The organism is Frankia sp. Mgl5 (assembly GCF_023242985.1).
GTDB lineage: Bacteria > Actinomycetota > Actinomycetes > Frankiales > Frankiaceae > Parafrankia > Parafrankia soli.
On the sequence record NZ_JALKFY010000806.1, the window covers coordinates 68,399 to 83,727 of the forward strand.

The 15,329-nt window shown below is 72.1% G+C and carries 14 protein-coding genes; 8 read left to right on the forward strand and 6 right to left on the reverse strand.

Features of this window, described 5'->3' with window-relative positions; translation table 11 throughout:
• Positions 1-430 precede the first annotated feature (430 nt).
• The 5 genes from MXD62_RS29640 to MXD62_RS29660 all read left to right on the forward strand — a co-directional run bounded on the left by MXD62_RS29640 (position 431) and on the right by MXD62_RS29660 (position 4,369).
• Entirely contained in the window at positions 431-823 is a 393-nt protein-coding gene (locus MXD62_RS29640) for an OmpA family protein (protein ID WP_248832675.1), read from the forward strand.
• The gene (locus MXD62_RS29645; RefSeq protein ID WP_248832676.1) at positions 820-1,731 is read left to right on the forward strand and encodes a hypothetical protein; all 912 of its coding nucleotides are present in this window, start codon (positions 820-822) and stop codon (positions 1,729-1,731) included. The genes MXD62_RS29640 and MXD62_RS29645 overlap by 4 nt, the downstream gene beginning before the upstream one ends.
• 154 nt (positions 1,732-1,885) lie before the next feature.
• Complete coding sequence (locus tag MXD62_RS29650) at positions 1,886-2,371, forward strand: hypothetical protein (RefSeq protein ID WP_248832677.1); 486 nt, start codon at positions 1,886-1,888, stop codon at positions 2,369-2,371.
• Positions 2,372-2,762: 391 nt separating this feature from the next.
• Entirely contained in the window at positions 2,763-3,842 is a 1,080-nt protein-coding gene (locus MXD62_RS29655) for a hypothetical protein (RefSeq protein WP_248832678.1), read from the forward strand.
• Between the two features lie 161 nt (positions 3,843-4,003).
• Positions 4,004-4,369 carry a DUF2203 domain-containing protein gene (locus tag MXD62_RS29660; RefSeq protein ID WP_198145398.1) on the forward strand — a complete coding sequence of 122 codons (366 nt, stop codon included), beginning with the start codon at positions 4,004-4,006 and terminating at the stop codon, positions 4,367-4,369.
• Between the two features lie 404 nt (positions 4,370-4,773).
• Here MXD62_RS29660 and MXD62_RS29665 read toward each other — a convergent pair whose 3' ends face one another.
• Positions 4,774-5,295 carry a putative immunity protein gene (locus tag MXD62_RS29665; RefSeq protein ID WP_248832679.1) on the reverse strand — a complete coding sequence of 174 codons (522 nt, stop codon included), beginning with the start codon at positions 5,293-5,295 and terminating at the stop codon, positions 4,774-4,776.
• Between the two features lie 154 nt (positions 5,296-5,449).
• Here MXD62_RS29665 and MXD62_RS29670 point away from each other — a divergent pair, with 154 nt between their 5' ends.
• Complete coding sequence (locus MXD62_RS29670) at positions 5,450-6,301, forward strand: class I SAM-dependent methyltransferase (RefSeq protein WP_248832680.1); 852 nt, start codon at positions 5,450-5,452, stop codon at positions 6,299-6,301.
• A gap of 42 nt (positions 6,302-6,343) precedes the next feature.
• Here the strand turns inward: MXD62_RS29670 and MXD62_RS29675 are convergent, their stop codons facing one another.
• Together MXD62_RS29675 and MXD62_RS29680 are read right to left on the reverse strand one after the other, a co-directional pair.
• Positions 6,344-7,366 carry a 1-acyl-sn-glycerol-3-phosphate acyltransferase gene (locus MXD62_RS29675; RefSeq protein WP_248832681.1) on the reverse strand — a complete coding sequence of 341 codons (1,023 nt, stop codon included), beginning with the start codon at positions 7,364-7,366 and terminating at the stop codon, positions 6,344-6,346.
• Positions 7,363-8,223 (reverse strand): patatin-like phospholipase family protein, encoded by an 861-nt coding sequence (locus tag MXD62_RS29680; RefSeq protein WP_308301348.1) that lies wholly within the window; start codon positions 8,221-8,223, stop codon positions 7,363-7,365. Before MXD62_RS29680 ends, MXD62_RS29675 begins: the two co-directional genes overlap by 4 nt.
• A 113-nt stretch (positions 8,224-8,336) precedes the next feature.
• Between MXD62_RS29680 and MXD62_RS29685 the strand changes: the two genes are divergently transcribed.
• Positions 8,337-9,032, forward strand: a complete 696-nt coding sequence (locus MXD62_RS29685; RefSeq protein WP_248832682.1) for a hypothetical protein — start codon at positions 8,337-8,339, stop codon at positions 9,030-9,032.
• 65 nt (positions 9,033-9,097) lie between these two features.
• On the opposite strand, the gene MXD62_RS29690 is transcribed toward MXD62_RS29685, so the two are convergent.
• A complete protein-coding gene (locus tag MXD62_RS29690; protein WP_248832683.1) occupies positions 9,098-10,981 on the reverse strand; it encodes an AMP-binding protein in 1,884 nt (627 codons plus the stop codon).
• A gap of 173 nt (positions 10,982-11,154) precedes the next feature.
• Between MXD62_RS29690 and MXD62_RS29695 the strand changes: the two genes are divergently transcribed.
• On the forward strand, positions 11,155-12,225 hold the full coding sequence (locus MXD62_RS29695; protein ID WP_248832684.1) for an LLM class flavin-dependent oxidoreductase: 1,071 nt from the start codon (positions 11,155-11,157) through the stop codon (positions 12,223-12,225).
• On the opposite strand, the gene MXD62_RS29700 is transcribed toward MXD62_RS29695, so the two are convergent.
• Positions 12,188-12,979, reverse strand: coding sequence for an SDR family oxidoreductase (locus tag MXD62_RS29700; protein WP_248832685.1), 792 nt, complete (start codon positions 12,977-12,979; stop codon positions 12,188-12,190). The genes MXD62_RS29695 and MXD62_RS29700 overlap by 38 nt on opposite strands.
• Before the next feature lie 160 nt (positions 12,980-13,139).
• Positions 13,140-15,029 (reverse strand): RecQ family ATP-dependent DNA helicase, encoded by a 1,890-nt coding sequence (locus MXD62_RS29705; RefSeq protein ID WP_285224233.1) that lies wholly within the window; start codon positions 15,027-15,029, stop codon positions 13,140-13,142.
• Positions 15,030-15,329 lie beyond the last annotated feature (300 nt).

Here is a 15,329-nt window from a genome sequence, read left to right on the forward strand (position 1 = left end):
CGCCCGCCCCGCGGCCCCCGCGCCCCCCCCCCCCCCCCCCCCCCCCCCCCCCCCCACCCTGTTCGGCCGGTAACGCGCACGGCACCGCAATCATCCGCGACCGGCACCCATCAGACCGATCCGCGACAAACATGATCGATACACGCCATACATCAACGCAACGCGGATTAATCCCACGGTCGACACAACGCCCAAGCCTGGGCGACAGGGTGCTTTTCGGCACGGTTATGGTTGGCCCCGCACTTGCCGTTGGGGGCCGACCGTGTATCACGCGTTTCGCACCGCCGGACGTGCCGCGTCCAGGCGACGTCGGCGGTCCGGGGTTCCGGCGTGCGCGGCACTCGCGCTCACCGCCGTCCTCGGTCTCGCCTCAGCTTGCTCAAGCGACGCGGCCGCGTCCAGTTTCACCCCCGCGCCGCATGCCACGAGAGTGCCACCGTCGGTCGCTCCGGACCCGCTCCCGCCGCTGAGCAGCTTCATCACCCAGGCGGACGGCAGCCGGGTCTCGACCGTCAGCGCGGACTACCTCTTCGACGCCAACAGCGCCGACCTGCGGCCCGAGGCCGCCACCGCGCTCGCCGGGATCGTTCCCCAGATCCGCGAGCACGACGGCCGCGTCGAGGTCGTCGGGTACAGCGACGGTCTCGGGTCCACGGAACACAACCTCGACCTCTCCCGCCGGCGCGCGGTGGCCGTCCAGGCCTACCTGACGAGCCAGGACATCCCGGCCTCGCTGCTCGAGGTCGTGGCCAGGGGCGAACAGGGCGCCACCGACGGGGTCGCGGACGCCAGCCGGCGCCGAGTGGAGATCGTGCTGCGATGACCGTGACGACAGCGACCACGACACCGGCGTCCCCGTCCGGGAACACCGCGTCCGGGAACACCGCGGGGCCGCCGCCGGGGACGTCCCGTCGCCGGAGCCGGGCGGGACGGCCGCGCGCCCGCGGGGCCGGCCTGCTCGCCGCCGCGCTGCTCGCGCTGCCCCTGACCACCTCCTGCAACGCGATGGACACGATGCTCGGGCGGGAGGCCGGCGGCCCGCTCGACTGCACCCGTTACCAGGAGGACGCGCCCAAGGGCGGCGCTCCGCTGCTCATGCTCTACCTGGACGTCTCCGACAACTCACCGGAGAACGCCAGCCGTATCTCCGAGGGCCTGCGCCCCTATTTCGACGCCGCGCTGCGGGAGGGCCAGTACATCCGCCTCGTCGCCAGTGGCGGCGGGGACGCCGGACTGACCTCTTCGGACTGCCTCGACGGCGGAGCCGTCTTCAGGATCGACCGGAACAACGACACCCGGGAGGCGAAGGACCGCACCGCGGCGACCGACGCGCTCACCGAGGAGGTCGACCACATCGTGCAGGGCGAGCAGGTCCGCCCCACCGGCAGCGTCACCGGCCTGCTCTCCGGTGTCAACGACGAGATCGCCACGCTGCGGGCGGCGCCCGGTGTCGAGATCGACGCGGTCACCGTCGTGGTCTGGAGCGACCTGCTCGGTACCGGCCAGGCCTCCGACTGCCTCAACGTGGACGGGAAGAAGGCGTCCGTCCAGATCGCGGAGGCCATGGTGCGCCGCTGCTTCTCCCCGGACACCCAGCAGCTCACCCCGATCGCGAACAGCAAGGTCCGCTTCATCGGCGTGAACGAGGGAGCCGCGACCAGGCCTCAGCAGGACATCGCCCGCTATCTCAAGGGCGAGCTGTGCCGACGGATCAGCAGTGACTGCGGCTGACGCCGCTCCCATCGCCCAACTGGGGGGTGCGCCGAGCCCGGGGATCGTAGCCACGCCCTCCGCCGGGACGCACACCGCCGGACCACATACCGGCGGAACGCACACCGCGGTGCCGCGAGTGCCAGTGGCCGACGCAACCGCGAGGAGACGACCCATGGGCCTGCTGTTCGAGCCTGAGGACCAACATTTCAGCCCGGCCCTGATGCGGTCGACGGTGGTGATCCTGACCTGCCTCGCGTTGCTCGCCGTCCTGGAGACCTGGGTCTGGCTGACCCTGTCGTCGCCGTTCGCCCGGGTGTCCGTCACCGGGTCGATGATCGTGACCGCGGTCAGCTTCTTCATCGCCGGCAACACCTTCCGCCTGCGCGACATCCGCCGCCGGGTCGGCAACCGCGCCCGCGCCGGCCGGATCGCCCCCATCGACGCGCTGTCAAGCCTGCCACCGCGGGAGACCATCGCCCGGCGTTTCATGCTCGGCGCGATCGGCGCCGTCGTCGGTGTCGGCACCCTCGTCCTGACCATGGTCTTCGCCGGTGACGAGACGGAGGGCGCCCGCGAGGCCATGGTCGCCTCGGTGCTCGGGATCGTCTGCGCGATGCTCTGTTTCGTGGGGGGAACCTTTGCCCGCCCGATCGACTGACGTTTTCCCGCCGCCGCCCGCCGCAATCGTCGCCCGCGGAAAGGGCTGTTCTCCGCCCGGCCATCTTCCGCACCTCGGATGTTCGTTTTCGCCGGTCGGCCGCCTGTCCTCACCACCCGCGCTCACGCTTGCTCCTTCGCTGGCGGGTACGCTTGACCGCCCGCCTTCGCGGGTCGCCTTCACGGCCCGCCCTAATCGGCTCACGACATCCCCCGCTACCCGACATCCCCGGATACCCGACCGCCCCCGGCTTCACGTCCGTCCCAGGTTTCAAGGCCGTCCTGTTTTCTGAATTCTGAGGCTGACCGGACTCGACGAGGCCGTCCAGACCATCGAGGCCATCCGAACGAAGAGGCCGCCCGAACGAAGACACGGAAAGAGGGACCCTCAGGTGCTGCGCAGGGGAAATCGGCCGGGCCGTCTAGCCAAGCAGCTCATCCGCCAGGTCGGCGACGCCGACATCGCGCTGGCGGGGGCCGAGACCCGCCCCAAGGTCCTGAAGAGCCTGGAAGAAGCGGAGATCCAGGAGGTCCGCGCCGCGGTCCGAGCGGACGCCCGGACTCTGGAGGAGCTGATCGCCGAGCTCCGCATGGAGATCGACTCCAGGGCCGAGCGACGGGAACGCCGGACCGAGCTGATCAAGAACAAGGTCGAGCAGGGCCGGCTCTGGCGCAGCGTCGGCATCCAGGAACGCATCCCGCAGATGCAGTTCGCGCCGGCGGTCCGCCACCTCATCCTGCTGGTGCTCGCCTCCCTCGACTTCTTCGTCTTCGCCGACGCCTACGGCGTGCTCACCGACGCCGCCGACTACGGCGTCAGCTGGTTCCTGGGCGGCATCCTGGGCGTCGCCGTCTTCATCGCCGGAATGGTGCTCGCCCACGCGATCAAGAGCGCGATCCTGGCCCGGGCCCAGGTCCAGCTCCTCAAGGCCGCGGACGTCGGCGAGGTCAAAATGGACCAGGAGGTCCGCGAACAGCTCGTCACGACCAGGACGTCGGCCCTCGCCCTCACCCTGACCTCGACGATCTTCCTTCTCCTGTCGATCGCGGGTGTGCTGGTGCGGATCCAGGGCGCGTCCGGCGACGGCGGCGACGGCCCGGCGATCCTCTTCACCGCGCTGATCCCGCTGGTGGCGGTGGCCGTGGAGCTCTACCTGCACGACCCGACCGAGCGCGACGAGCCGATGCCCAACGTCGTCGACCGTCGCCTGGAACGACGCCTCGCCAAGGCGGAACGGCGACTGCGGATCGTCGCCGCGCAGGTCGAGGCCAAGGTCGCGAAAATCGAGAAGCTGTACCGGGTGGAGGAGACCATCCTCGACGTCGAGCAACGCGACATGGGCATGCGCCACACCACCGACCTGGTACTCGGCGGCGGCCACCAGATCCCGACCGTCGCGACGAACGGCCGCTCCGCCGAAGTCGACCGGGATCAGCTCGAGAAGACCATCAAGATGGCCCGCCGCTCCTGAATCCATCCTCCTCCGGCGGGCCCACCAGGCCCGGCGACCCCGGTAGATGATCTCGGAGACGGGGGTCGCCCGGGGCCATTTCCCGCGATCCACGAACGCGCGTGCCGGTCGGTGCCACCCGGCTGGGCCCGTTGACGTCCAGGCATGATGGACTGGACTGCGTGGACCAGATGTTCTCCGTGGACGAGGCCCGTGCCCTCATGCCCGAAATCCACGAACGCGCCGCCGAGTTCGTCGCACGGCGGGCGGACCTCACCGAGCTGAGCGCCGCGCTGGCGGATGGCGCGTCGTCCCCCAAAGGGGGACTCGCCGAGATGAAAGCCCTACAGGCCTGGCTGTCCGAAGCGCTGGCCTGGTTCCCCGCCCGCGGCATCCAGGTCAAGGGCGCCGCCCCGCTACTGATCGATTTCCCCGCCATCCTCGATGGCGAGAACGTGCTGCTGTGCTGGATCGAGGGCGAGCCGGATCTCGCCTGGTACCACCGGGCCGACCTTGGCTTCGCCGGCCGCCGCCCCCTTCCCAGCTGACCCAATATCCCCACCGCTCCAGATGTGTGGCGGGTGAGTGAGTCCATACACTCATTCACCCGCCACACTTGCGGTCGATGCCTTGGAATTCCTGCTCGGCTGGGTTTCGGGAACAGTATCGGCCGGAAAGCCAAGAATTGGATCTCGCGGGGGCACCGTGGATAGGTTGGCGGATTCAACCGGTGCTCGCGTCGCCGACCTCGGTGATTCCGGAAATGACGTCCACAAGTTCCCACTCTGGCACCCATCTGTCGGTTCCGACAGCTATTTTCCAGACCTCGTCCTTCCTGGCCCGGGAACTCGGGTCCATGCCACCAGCCGCCAAGTATCTCTCAGTAGTCAACGATGATGAGACCCGCCCGAATGCCTGTTCTTCCTGCCTCCGCGGCGACGCACCTCGCTGATCAGCGGCGAAGGGCTGCGTCGAGCTGATAGCGGAGCACGTCCAGACGACCGCGACCAGGGCCACAAACCGGCATCTGCCGCACGATTCCGCGAACTGCCGGCGAGGCGTGCTCGATCGCCCATCGGATCTCGGCGTCACCGATGCTGGCGTCGTCGCCCGCCGCGAGTTCACCCGCGCGCGCCGCTTGCATCGCTGGCCCAAGGGCATGTTTCGCCTGGTGAGGGGTGGCCAACGGATGGATGTAAGGGGCTGCTGCCGCGTAGCCCGCGGCGCGGGCAGCGGCTGTGGCGGCCGGATCGTCGACTTCCCTTGCGGCTGCGAGGGCCGCGAAGGCAAGGGAGCGCAGCGGCCCCATCCGCGTCTCTCCGCGCGCGTAGGAGTGGATGCCTTCGATGGCCTCACGAGGGCGGGTGTCGCAGGGAGCCTTCTCCTCGAAGAGTGGCAGCACCCGCTCGGCGCAGTCGGCAGCCCAGATTCCGAGAAGCCGACGGTCTTCTTCGCTTATGGTCACCTTGTTCACCGCACATCCTGCCGGTTCTGGTGCTCCCTGTTGCTGCCAGCCGCATCTCCGACTACGCCGGTTTCACTCCGGTGCGGCCACCACGTCCAACGTACGTGGTGACCCACCCAGTCAGGGCCGTGGGGACACCCGCCGCTCTGACAGAGTGGGCGCCATGGTCACCGAGCTCGCCGTCGACGCGTCGAACGCCACCCAGCTCGCCAGCTGGGACGGAAATGGAGGCGCTTTCTGGGTCGCCAACGCCGATCGTTTCGATGAGGGGGTTGCCGCGTACCGCGATCGGTTTCTGGCCGCGGCCGCGATCGACGAGACAGCAGCCGTGCTCGATGTCGGTTGCGGCGGCGGGCGGACGACCCTGGACGCCGCCCGCCGCGCCGCCGCTGGATCTGTCCTGGGTGTGGACCTGTCCTCGGAGATGCTCGAGCTGGCCCGCCGGCGCGCCGAACGCGAGCACGTCACGAACGCGACCTTCGAGCAGGCCGACGCGCAGATCCACCCCTTTCCCACCGGAGCCTTCGACGTCGCCGTCAGCCGACACGGAGTGATGTTCTTCGGCGATCCCGTCGCCGCCTTCACCAACCTCGCGCGCGCCCTGCGCCCCGGCGGGCGCATCGTCCTACTGACCTGGCAGCCGTTCGAGCGCAACGAGTGGCTCAAGGCCTTCTTCACCTCACTGGCCGCCGGCCGTGAGATACCTGTCCCACCATCGGACGCGCCGAGTCCGTTCGCCCTCAGCGACCCCAACCGGATCCGGTCGCTCCTGAACGCGGCCGGGTTCTCCGACGTCCACCTGGAGGGCCTCGTCGAGCCCATGTATTTCGGCACCGACCCCGACGACGCCTTCCGGTTCGTCTCCGCCCAGCATGCCGGACTGGTGCGCGACCTCGACGCCAGCATCAAAGGCCGCGCACTCGACGATCTACGAGCCAACCTGGCCGAGCACCACACCGAACGAGGCGTCCTGTACGACTCGGCAGCCTGGCTCATCCAGGCCCGCCGGGGCTGAGGTTGCGAGTGCCTGTCAGGGGCCGGGCGGGCGGTGGGACGGTCAGGGTTCTGGGGAGGTTGGGAGGGGGTTCGGGGAGCGGCGGGAGTCGATCCAGGCGTCCACCACTGCCCAGTTCATGGTCAACCAGTCCGCGCGCTCCGTTCCGGTGGGCGGCAGCTCGTCCGCGGGGAACCACCACCAGCGCAGCTCCATCGGGGCCGTCAACGGCAGGGCCTGCCAGACGAGGCCCGGCGTGACCAGGAGGTCCAGCCCCGTGTGGGCGACCACGGCCGTTCCCCCCACGGTTCGCGCGTCCAGCGCGGCGAGCACGCCGGCGGGGCGGGGCGGCAGCACGTGGGTGAGGTTCTCGGCCACCGCGGCCCGGCTCGACTGGCCGCGCAGCCGCAGCCCGCGGATCACCCGCCGGCGGCGCCGCGCGGTGAAGTTCGCCCCCTCGGGAAAGATGACGAGGGCATCGCGGGACGTCAGCCTGGTGGCCAGGTCGTGAACCCGAGCGGGTGCCGTCGGGTCGGCGCCCTCCGTGCGCAGGAAGCAGGCGTCCAGCCGGCCGAGCAGGATGTCGATCGCCGGGTCGAGCTGAAGGCTCGCCAGGAGCACGACCCGCGGCGTGCGCCGGTAGCGGTCGAGCAGCAGGTGGACCAGCGCGAAGGAGTCACCGACCCCGGCGTGCCTGCTGGCGACCAGGACGGGGCGGCCGGCGCAGTCCACAGTGCCCGCCGGCGGTTCGCGGACGGTCAGGCGAAACGCGACCAGCCGCCCGGCGGCAGTGACGACGAACCGCAGGACGCCGCGCAGCAGACGCAGGTGGACCTCCTCCCACCTGGCGCGGAGCAGTGGCCGGGCCAGCCACAGCCCGAAGCCGCTCACGATCACCACGGCCTCGACGGCGAGGTAGACCCCGGCCAGGGCCGTCACCCGGGACAGCCGTAGCCGGCGGTCGACGGGCGCGCTGAGCAGGCCGAGCAGAGTCACCAGGACACCGAGCACCGCGCCGCCCACCGCGACCGGGATGAACAGGGGATCGATCACGAGGCGGCGGATCGCCCTTGGTGGCACTCTCACGCCTCACGCCCCGGAGCGGCCAGGAGGTCGAGGTAGTCGGCTGTGGCCTGGCGGGCGCGTTCGATCCGGCGGCGGACCCCGGAGGCGGACCGGTATCGCAGCCCGACCAGTGGTGCTCCGGTGGCGTCACCGATCGGCAGCAGGTGGACGGCGACATCCGCCGGCAGGGCGGCCATCGCGTCGGCGAAGCCGCGGCGGCGGGCGATCTCGAAGGCCACGAGGCCGGCCTCCCACGGCCAGCGGCCGGGGCGCAACGGTCGCTCGATCCGCCCGACGTGCAGGACGTAGACCGTTCGCGCGCCCAGCGTCACCGCCCGGCCCACGGGAGTGCTGTCGATGAGGCCGCCGTCGACGAAGTGCTCGTCCCCGATCTTGACCGGGGGTAGCAGCGCGGGCACCGCGCACGACGCCAGGACGGCGTCGACGAGCGGGCCGCGGTCGAACCAGTGCGCGGCCGCACGTTCGACGCTGGCCGCCACGCACTGGAAGGGCACCTCCAGCCACTCGAAGGAGGACGGCAGGTTCGCCTTCAGTATCCGGCGCAGCGGCGCGTTCGAGTGCAGGTAGCCGTGCTGGACGACGGTGGCCAGCCGTTTGGCCGGCCCGCCGGCGAAGACGTCCGAGCTGCCCAGGTCGGCCCACAGCTCGGTCAGCCGCCCGATCGCGGCTCTGGACGGGTCGGCGGCGACCGCGGCACCGTTGATGGCGCCCACGGAGGTCCCGACGACCAGGTCGGGGCGGACGCCCGCGGCCAGGAGCGCGTCGAGCATTCCCACCTCGGCGGCGCCCAGAACGCCGCCGCCGCCGAGCACGAACGCGACCGGCCCCGGCTGTTTCTCGGGCGGGATACTGGTCACCGCAGCCTGCTACCCCACCGAACCAGCCCGGAACCCGATGGTCCGGCGGCGTCTGCGCCCCCCTGTGGCCTCCTCATCCCCGGTCGTCCGGGACGGGCGGCGGGCGGAGAACAATGGTCGTCATGCGCACGCTCACCGAGGACGACATCCTCACCGAGGATGACCTGGACGAGATCGTCATCGAGGCCGCGGGCGACGGCCGCCACCAGCAGGCCGCGGCACAGTTCGAGGATCTCGCCGCGCGGCCTGAGCTCCACGGCCAGGTCAGCGCGTCGATGCTGCTGGTCCACGCCGGCGGCCAGTACGGCCTCGCCGACGACTGGGACGAGGCGGTGCGCTGCTACCGCGCGGCGGTGGTCGCCAACGACGCGGCGGCCGCCGGTTCGGTAGCCGCCGCGGCAGCCGGCGCCGAAGCAGCGGACGACGTGGCAGCCGATGAGGCTGCGGCAGCCGGTGCGGCGGACATCGACCCGCGGGTCTGGCTGCATGACGCGCTCGTGCGCAAGGGCGACGAGGCCGAGGCCACGACGCTGCGCGCCGAGATCAAGTCGAGCCGCTCCACGAATCCGGATGTGTACGCGGCGGTGGCGGAGACGCTCGCGGAGCACGGCCGGCAGCAGGAGGCGCTCACCTGGTTCACGATGGGCTTCCACCGCTGCCAGGACGCGGACATCCCGGTCTACATGCTCCACCTGCTGCTGATCGGGCGCCGCGCGATGCGCAGGAACCTCGGCTTCCCGCCGGACGAGCTGGACGAGATCGCCGACGCCTACGTCGACCACCTGGAGGCCACCGACAACCTCGCTTGACCCGATCAGGCCTCCCACAGCATCGCCCGACCTGGCCAGGTGTCTGGCAGCCTCCCCGGGCTCGATCAGGCGTCCGGGAGGAGGACGGGGCGCAGGGCGTCGAGCACGGTGACGTCCTCGATGGTGGAGGGGATCGCCGGTGAGCGGCCGTCGGCCAGGTCGCGCATGGTGCGGCGCAGGATCTTGCCGGAGCGGGTCTTCGGGAGGGCGGCGACGACGTCCACCCGTCGCATCGAGGCGACCGGCCCGATCTCGGCGCGGACCCGCGCGACGAGCTCGGCGGCCAGTACGTCCGGCGTGATCTCCGCTCCGCTCTTCATCACCACGAGCCCGCGGGGCACCTGGCCCTTGAACTCGTCGGTGACGCCGACGACGGCGCACTCCGCCACCGCCGGGTGGGCCGCCAGCACCGCCTCCATCGATCCGGCGGAGAGCCGGTGCCCGGCCACGTTGATGACGTCGTCGGTGCGGCCCAGGACGAACAGGTAGCCGTCGTCGTCCACGTAGCCGCCGTCGCCGGTCAGGTAGTAGCCGTCGAAGGCCGAGAGGTAGGAAGCGATGTAACGCTCGTCGTCCTCCCACAGCGTCGGCAGCGTGCCCGGTGGCAGCGGCAGGCGGATGCAGATGGCCCCCTCGGTTCCGGGCGGGACCTCGACTCCGGCCGCGTCCAGGACCCGCACGTCGTATCCCGGCATCGGCACCGACGGGCTCCCCGCCTTGAGCGGCAGCGGCTCCAGCCCGAGCGGCGCCGCGCAGATCGGCCATCCCGTCTCGGTCTGCCACCAGTTGTCGACGACGGGCAGGCCGAGCGCGCCCGAGGCCCATTCGTAGGTGGCCGGGTCCAGCCGCTCGCCGGCCAGGAACAGCGCCCGCAGGGTGGTGCGGTCGTACCGGCCGACGAGCTCGGCCGCCGGGTCCTCCTTCTTGATCGCGCGGATCGCGGTGGGAGCGGTGAACAGCACGTTCACCCCGTGGTCGGCGATCACCCGCCAGAAGGCCCCGGCGTCGGGGGTGCCGACCGGTTTCCCCTCGTAGAGCACCGTCGTGGCACCGACCAGCAGCGGCGCGTAGACCGTGTACGAGTGGCCGACCGCCCAGCCGATGTCGGAGGCCGCCCACATCACGTCCCCCGGCCCGATGCCGTACACGTTGCGCATCGACCAGGACATCGCCACCGCGTGGCCGCCGTTGTCCCGGACGATGCCCTTCGGCCGCCCGGTCGTCCCGGAGGTGTAGAGGATGTACAGCGGGTCGGTGGCCGCGACGGGCACCGGGGCCAGCGGGGGCGCGGAGCCGACGAGGGCGTCCCAGTCGTGGTCGCGACCGGCCACGAGATCACAGCGGTGCTGTTCGCGCTGCACGATCAGGCATCCGGCCGGCTTGTGGACGGCCAGCTCGATCGCCGCGTCCATCATCGGCTTGTAGGGGACGAGCCGCGTCGGCTCGATGCCACAGGACGCGCTGACCACGACCTTCGGGCGGGCGTCGTCCATGCGGGCGGCGAGTTCCGGGGCGGCGAACCCGCCGAAGACCACCGAGTGGACGGCGCCGAGGCGGGCGCATGCCAGCATCGCCACGACCGCCTCGGGGATCATCGGCAGGTAGACGATGACACGGTCGCCGCGGCCGACCCCGAGCGAGGCGAGCGCGCCGGCGGCCCGGGCCACCTCGTCGGTGAGCTGCGCGAACGTGTACCGGCGGGACGTCCCGGTGACCGGTGAGTCGTAGACCAGGGCGAGCGCGTCCCCGCGACCGGCGGCGACGTGCCGGTCCAGGGCGTTGGCGCAGGTGTTCAGCTCGGCGTCGGGGAACCAGCGGTAGAACGGCGGTGCGCTCGCGTCGAGAATCCGCTCCGGGGGACGGGTCCACTCGACCTCCCGCGCGGCCGCGGCCCAGAAGGCCTCGGGGTCGGTCCGCTCGTGCTCGTACGCCCGCCGGTATGCGCCCATGCCTGCCATCCTCCCATTCCACGGCGGGCCGTCCAGGCACTTCGGCACCAACGGCGCCGTCGCCGGCCGCGCCCTGACGGGGAGAGCCGCGCCCCGGCGGAGAAAGCCGAGCCCAACGGGGAAAGTCGAGCCCTGGTGGGAAGACGGGCACCGGTGGGGCGGTTGGCGCAAGGGTGAGCCTGACGAGACCGGTGCCGCTGTCCGTCCTCGACCTGGTGCCGGTGGGCACGGATGTCTCCGCCGGCGAGGCCGTGCGGGGCAGCCTTGAGCTGGCCCGGCGGGCCGAGGATCTCGGCTTCACCCGCTACTGGCTGGCCGAGCACCACGGCATGCCGGGCATCGCCAGTTCCGCGACGACCATCCTGATGGGCCAGGTGGCCGCGGCGACGTCCACCATCAGGGTCGGCTCGGGCGGGGTGATGCTGCCCAACCATGCCCCGCTCACGATCGCCGAGCAGTTCGGGACCCTGGGCGCGTTCTTCCCCGGCCGCATCGACCTCGGCATCGGCCGTGCGCCCGGCACCGATCAGAACACCGCGCGTGCCCTGCGCCGCGGCCCGGGGCCGATGTCCGCGGATGACTTCCCCGACCAGCTCGCCGAGCTGACGACCTTCCTCTCCGGTGGGTCGTTCCCCGCCGGGCACCCGCTGCGCGGGGTCGAGGCGTACCCGCGGGCGGACACGCCGCCGATCTGGCTGCTCGGCTCGAGCGGCTACAGCGCCCAGGTCGCCGGGATCCTCGGCCTGCCGTTCGCGTTCGCGCACCATTTCAGCTCGGCCAGCACGCTGCCCGCGCTGCGGCTGTACCGCGACTCGTTCCGGCCGTCGCCCGGGCGGGAACGGCCGTACGCGATGGTCGCCGCCGGTGTCCTGTGCGCCGAGGATGACGAGCGCGCCCAGTGGCTCGCCGGGCCCACCCGCCTGACGATGCTGCGCCTGCGTCTGGGACGGCCCGGCGCCTTCCCCACGCCCGAGGAGGCCGCGGCCTACCCCTGGACGCCGCAGGAGCGCGATCTGGCGGAGTCGGCGACGTCCTCGCACATCGTGGGCGGACCGGAAACCGTACGGGACGGCCTGAACGCGCTACTCGAGGCGACCGGGGCCGACGAGCTGATGATCGTGACGAACGTGCACTCCAACGCCGACCGGATCCGCTCCTACGAGCTCGTCGCCCGGCTGGCCCTGGACGAACCGGAGGTCGGGCAGGTCAGGGACGCCCACGCGGCCGGAGTGTCCGGGCCGTGATCCCCGCGACGAGCCCGCGGCCCAGCAGGCGGGACGCGTTCGAGGTCAGGTAGTTGAGCCGGCCGTCGATCACGTAGGGCAGGCCGCGGTCGAGGCCGCGGAAGGCGGCCGAGACGACCTCGTCGGTGGTGCGCAGCCGTCCACCGGCGCTCATCCGCCGGCCGAGGACCTCGAAGAAGTTCGTGTCGGTCGGCCCCGGGCACACCGCCAGCACCCGGATTCCGCGCGACCGGTACTCCGCCCACAGCGCGATCGAGAAGGACAACACGAACGCCTTCGAGGCCCCGTACACAGCCATGTACGGGACGGCCTGGAACCCCGACGTCGACGACACGTTGACGACGGTGCCGCGGCCCCGCTCGACCATCGCCGGCAGGAGCAGGTGCGTCACCCGTTCGACCGCGACGACGTCCACCATGACCTCGCGGTGGTCACGGTCGGCGGACAGCTCCTCGTACCGGCCGTAGGTGCCGAACCCGGCGTTGTTCACCAGGACGTCGATCTCGCGCCCGGTCGCCCGGACCTGTTCGACGAGCAGGTCCGGGCCGTCCTCCCGGGCGAGGTCGACCGGGGCCGTCCACACCCGCACCCCGTGCAGCGCGCGCAGTCGCTCGGTCACCGGCCGCAGTTTCTCCTCGGACGGCGCGGCGAGCACGAGATCGGCCCCGCGGGCCGCGAGTGCCTCGGCGAACGCGGCCCCGATACCCGACGAGGCCCCCGTGACCAGCGCGGTCCGGTTCCGGAAGTCGGTCACGAAAGCGGTGCTCCTCAGGTCGGCGACAATCGGCGACGTGCGGGGACGTGCGGGGACGTGCGGGGACGGACTGGCCGCGCCCGACCTCGACGGTGCGGGGCACCGCGGTGGCTGACGAAACGACCGGCCAGCGCGGGCCGGCGGTGACGTTACAGCGGGGCTAGTCGGCGACCGCCAGCAGGCCCCGCTCGGTCACCGCCGCCACCGACAGCGTGCGGTATCCGACCTCGTCGAACAGGACGGTGATGCGGTCGCCGTCCTCCTTCATCACCTGGCCGGGCCCCCACCGCACATGGCGGACGGCCAGCCCGGCCGGGAACGGCGAGACCTCCGCCGTGGCCTCGCTGTCGCCCACCGGCGCCGGGAAACCGGCGGCGGCCGCGGCCCCGCCCTCGCCGCCCGGCACCCGCTGCCCGGGCAGACGGGACCGGCACACGTCACAGTTCCCGCAGGCGGCGGGGGACGTGTCGCCGAAGTAGGCGAGCAGGTAACGCCGCCGGCAGTCGCGGGTCTCCGCGTACCCGCGCATCATGTCGACCCGCGACCGCTCGAACTCGACCCGCGCCGCGGCCAGTTCGACGGCGCGGCGCGCGGCCTGCTCGGGCTCCGGCGCACCGGCACTGCGCTCGATGCGGCCGTCGTCGTGGACGATGACCGCGTCGGCCCGTTCGAGCAGATCCACCATGCGGGTCAGCGCGGTGTCGCCGACCCCGGCGGCGTCGGCCAGGGCGCGCGCGCTCACCGGTTCCTCGGCGTGGCCGAGCAGCACGGCGACGCGGCGCAGGGCGGTCTCGTCCGGGCGTGACGAGGCGAAGAAGCGACGCAGGCCCAGGTCCTCGGGCCGGTAGAACAGGACCGCGACCGCCGGCTGGCCGTCGCGGCCGGCACGCCCGATCTCCTGGTAGTAGGAGTCGATCGAGTCGGCCACCTCGGCGTGGATCACGAACCTGACGTTGGGCTTGTCGATACCCATGCCGAACGCGGTCGTCGCCACGACGACGTCGCACCGGTCGGCCATGAAGTCCTCCTCGACCTCACGGCGGCGCGCCGCGCGTAGCCCGGCGTGGTACGCGCTCGCGGTGAGCCCGAGGTCCGCGAGCTCGGCGGCGAGATCCTCGGCGCCACGCCGGGTCGCCGTGTAGACTAGGCCGGGCTTGGTCTCGGCGGCGATCCGCTCGACCAGCCGGGCCTTCTTCTCGTCGTCGTCGACGAACGACTCGACACTCAGGGTGATCTCCGGGCGGTCGAAGCCGCGGACGATCTCCGCCGGATCCGCGAGCCGCAGGCGCTCGGCTATCTCCCGGCGCACCGGCGGCGACGCGGTGGCCGTCAGCGCGACGACCACCGGATGGCCGAGGTCATCGATCACCTGGCCCAGGCGGGCGTAGTCGGGGCGGAAGTCGTGGCCCCAGCTGGAGATGCAGTGCGCCTCGTCCACGACGAACAGGGAGGGCCGCGCCTCGCGAAGCGCCTCCCGGACGTCGTCGCGGGCGAGCTGCTCGGGAGCAAGGAACAGGAACTCGGCCCGGCCGTGGCGGACGGCGTCGATCGCCGCGAGCGCCGCGCCGCGCCCGCTCTGCGAGTTCGCCGCCACCGCGGGCGCGTCAGCGTCAGGCTGACCGGCACCGGACTGGCCGGCGTCGGACTGGCCGGCGTCGGGTCTGGCGGCGGTCCCGGGGCCGGGGGGCACCGCGTCCAGCAGGCCGCCCAGGCGTTCGGTGAGCCCGCGCACCTGGTCGCGCTGCAGCGCGATGAGCGGCGAGACGACCACGGTCGGCCCCGCCGTGAGCAGGGCCGGAATCTGGTAAACGGCCGACTTGCCACCCCCGGTCGGCAGGACGCACAGCGTGTCCCGGCCGGCGGTGACGGCCCGCATCGCCTCGAGCTGGCCGGGGCGCAGCTCGGCGAACCCGAAGCCCTCCCGGGCCACGGCCCGCAGCAGGTCGTCCAGCTCTGCGTGTTCCTCTGCGTGTTCCTCGTCGTCCCGTGGCGGATCGGGGCGGGCGGTGTCCGCCACCACCGCCTCCGCCACCACCGCCTCCTCAGGCATGGGAGGGGGCGGTGGCGTGGGAGGCGGGGCGGGGCTATCGCGGTTGCGGCGTTGCAGCGGCAGACGGCGCAACCAGCCCGCCAACCGGGTGCGTGCCGGATCGTGACCATTCATGGTGCGCCTCGGCGTACCCGTTCCCGGGACGTTCGCACACACCGGACTGACACCCGTCCGGGCGCGGGGGGGGCGGGGCTAGGTCTGCGCGGGGCGGGGGGGCCGCGCCCGCCGTCGGCGCGCTGCTCGCCGTCGTGGGCACCGCGGTCTGCGGCGTGCAGACCGTCGACGAGACGTCCGGCGAGG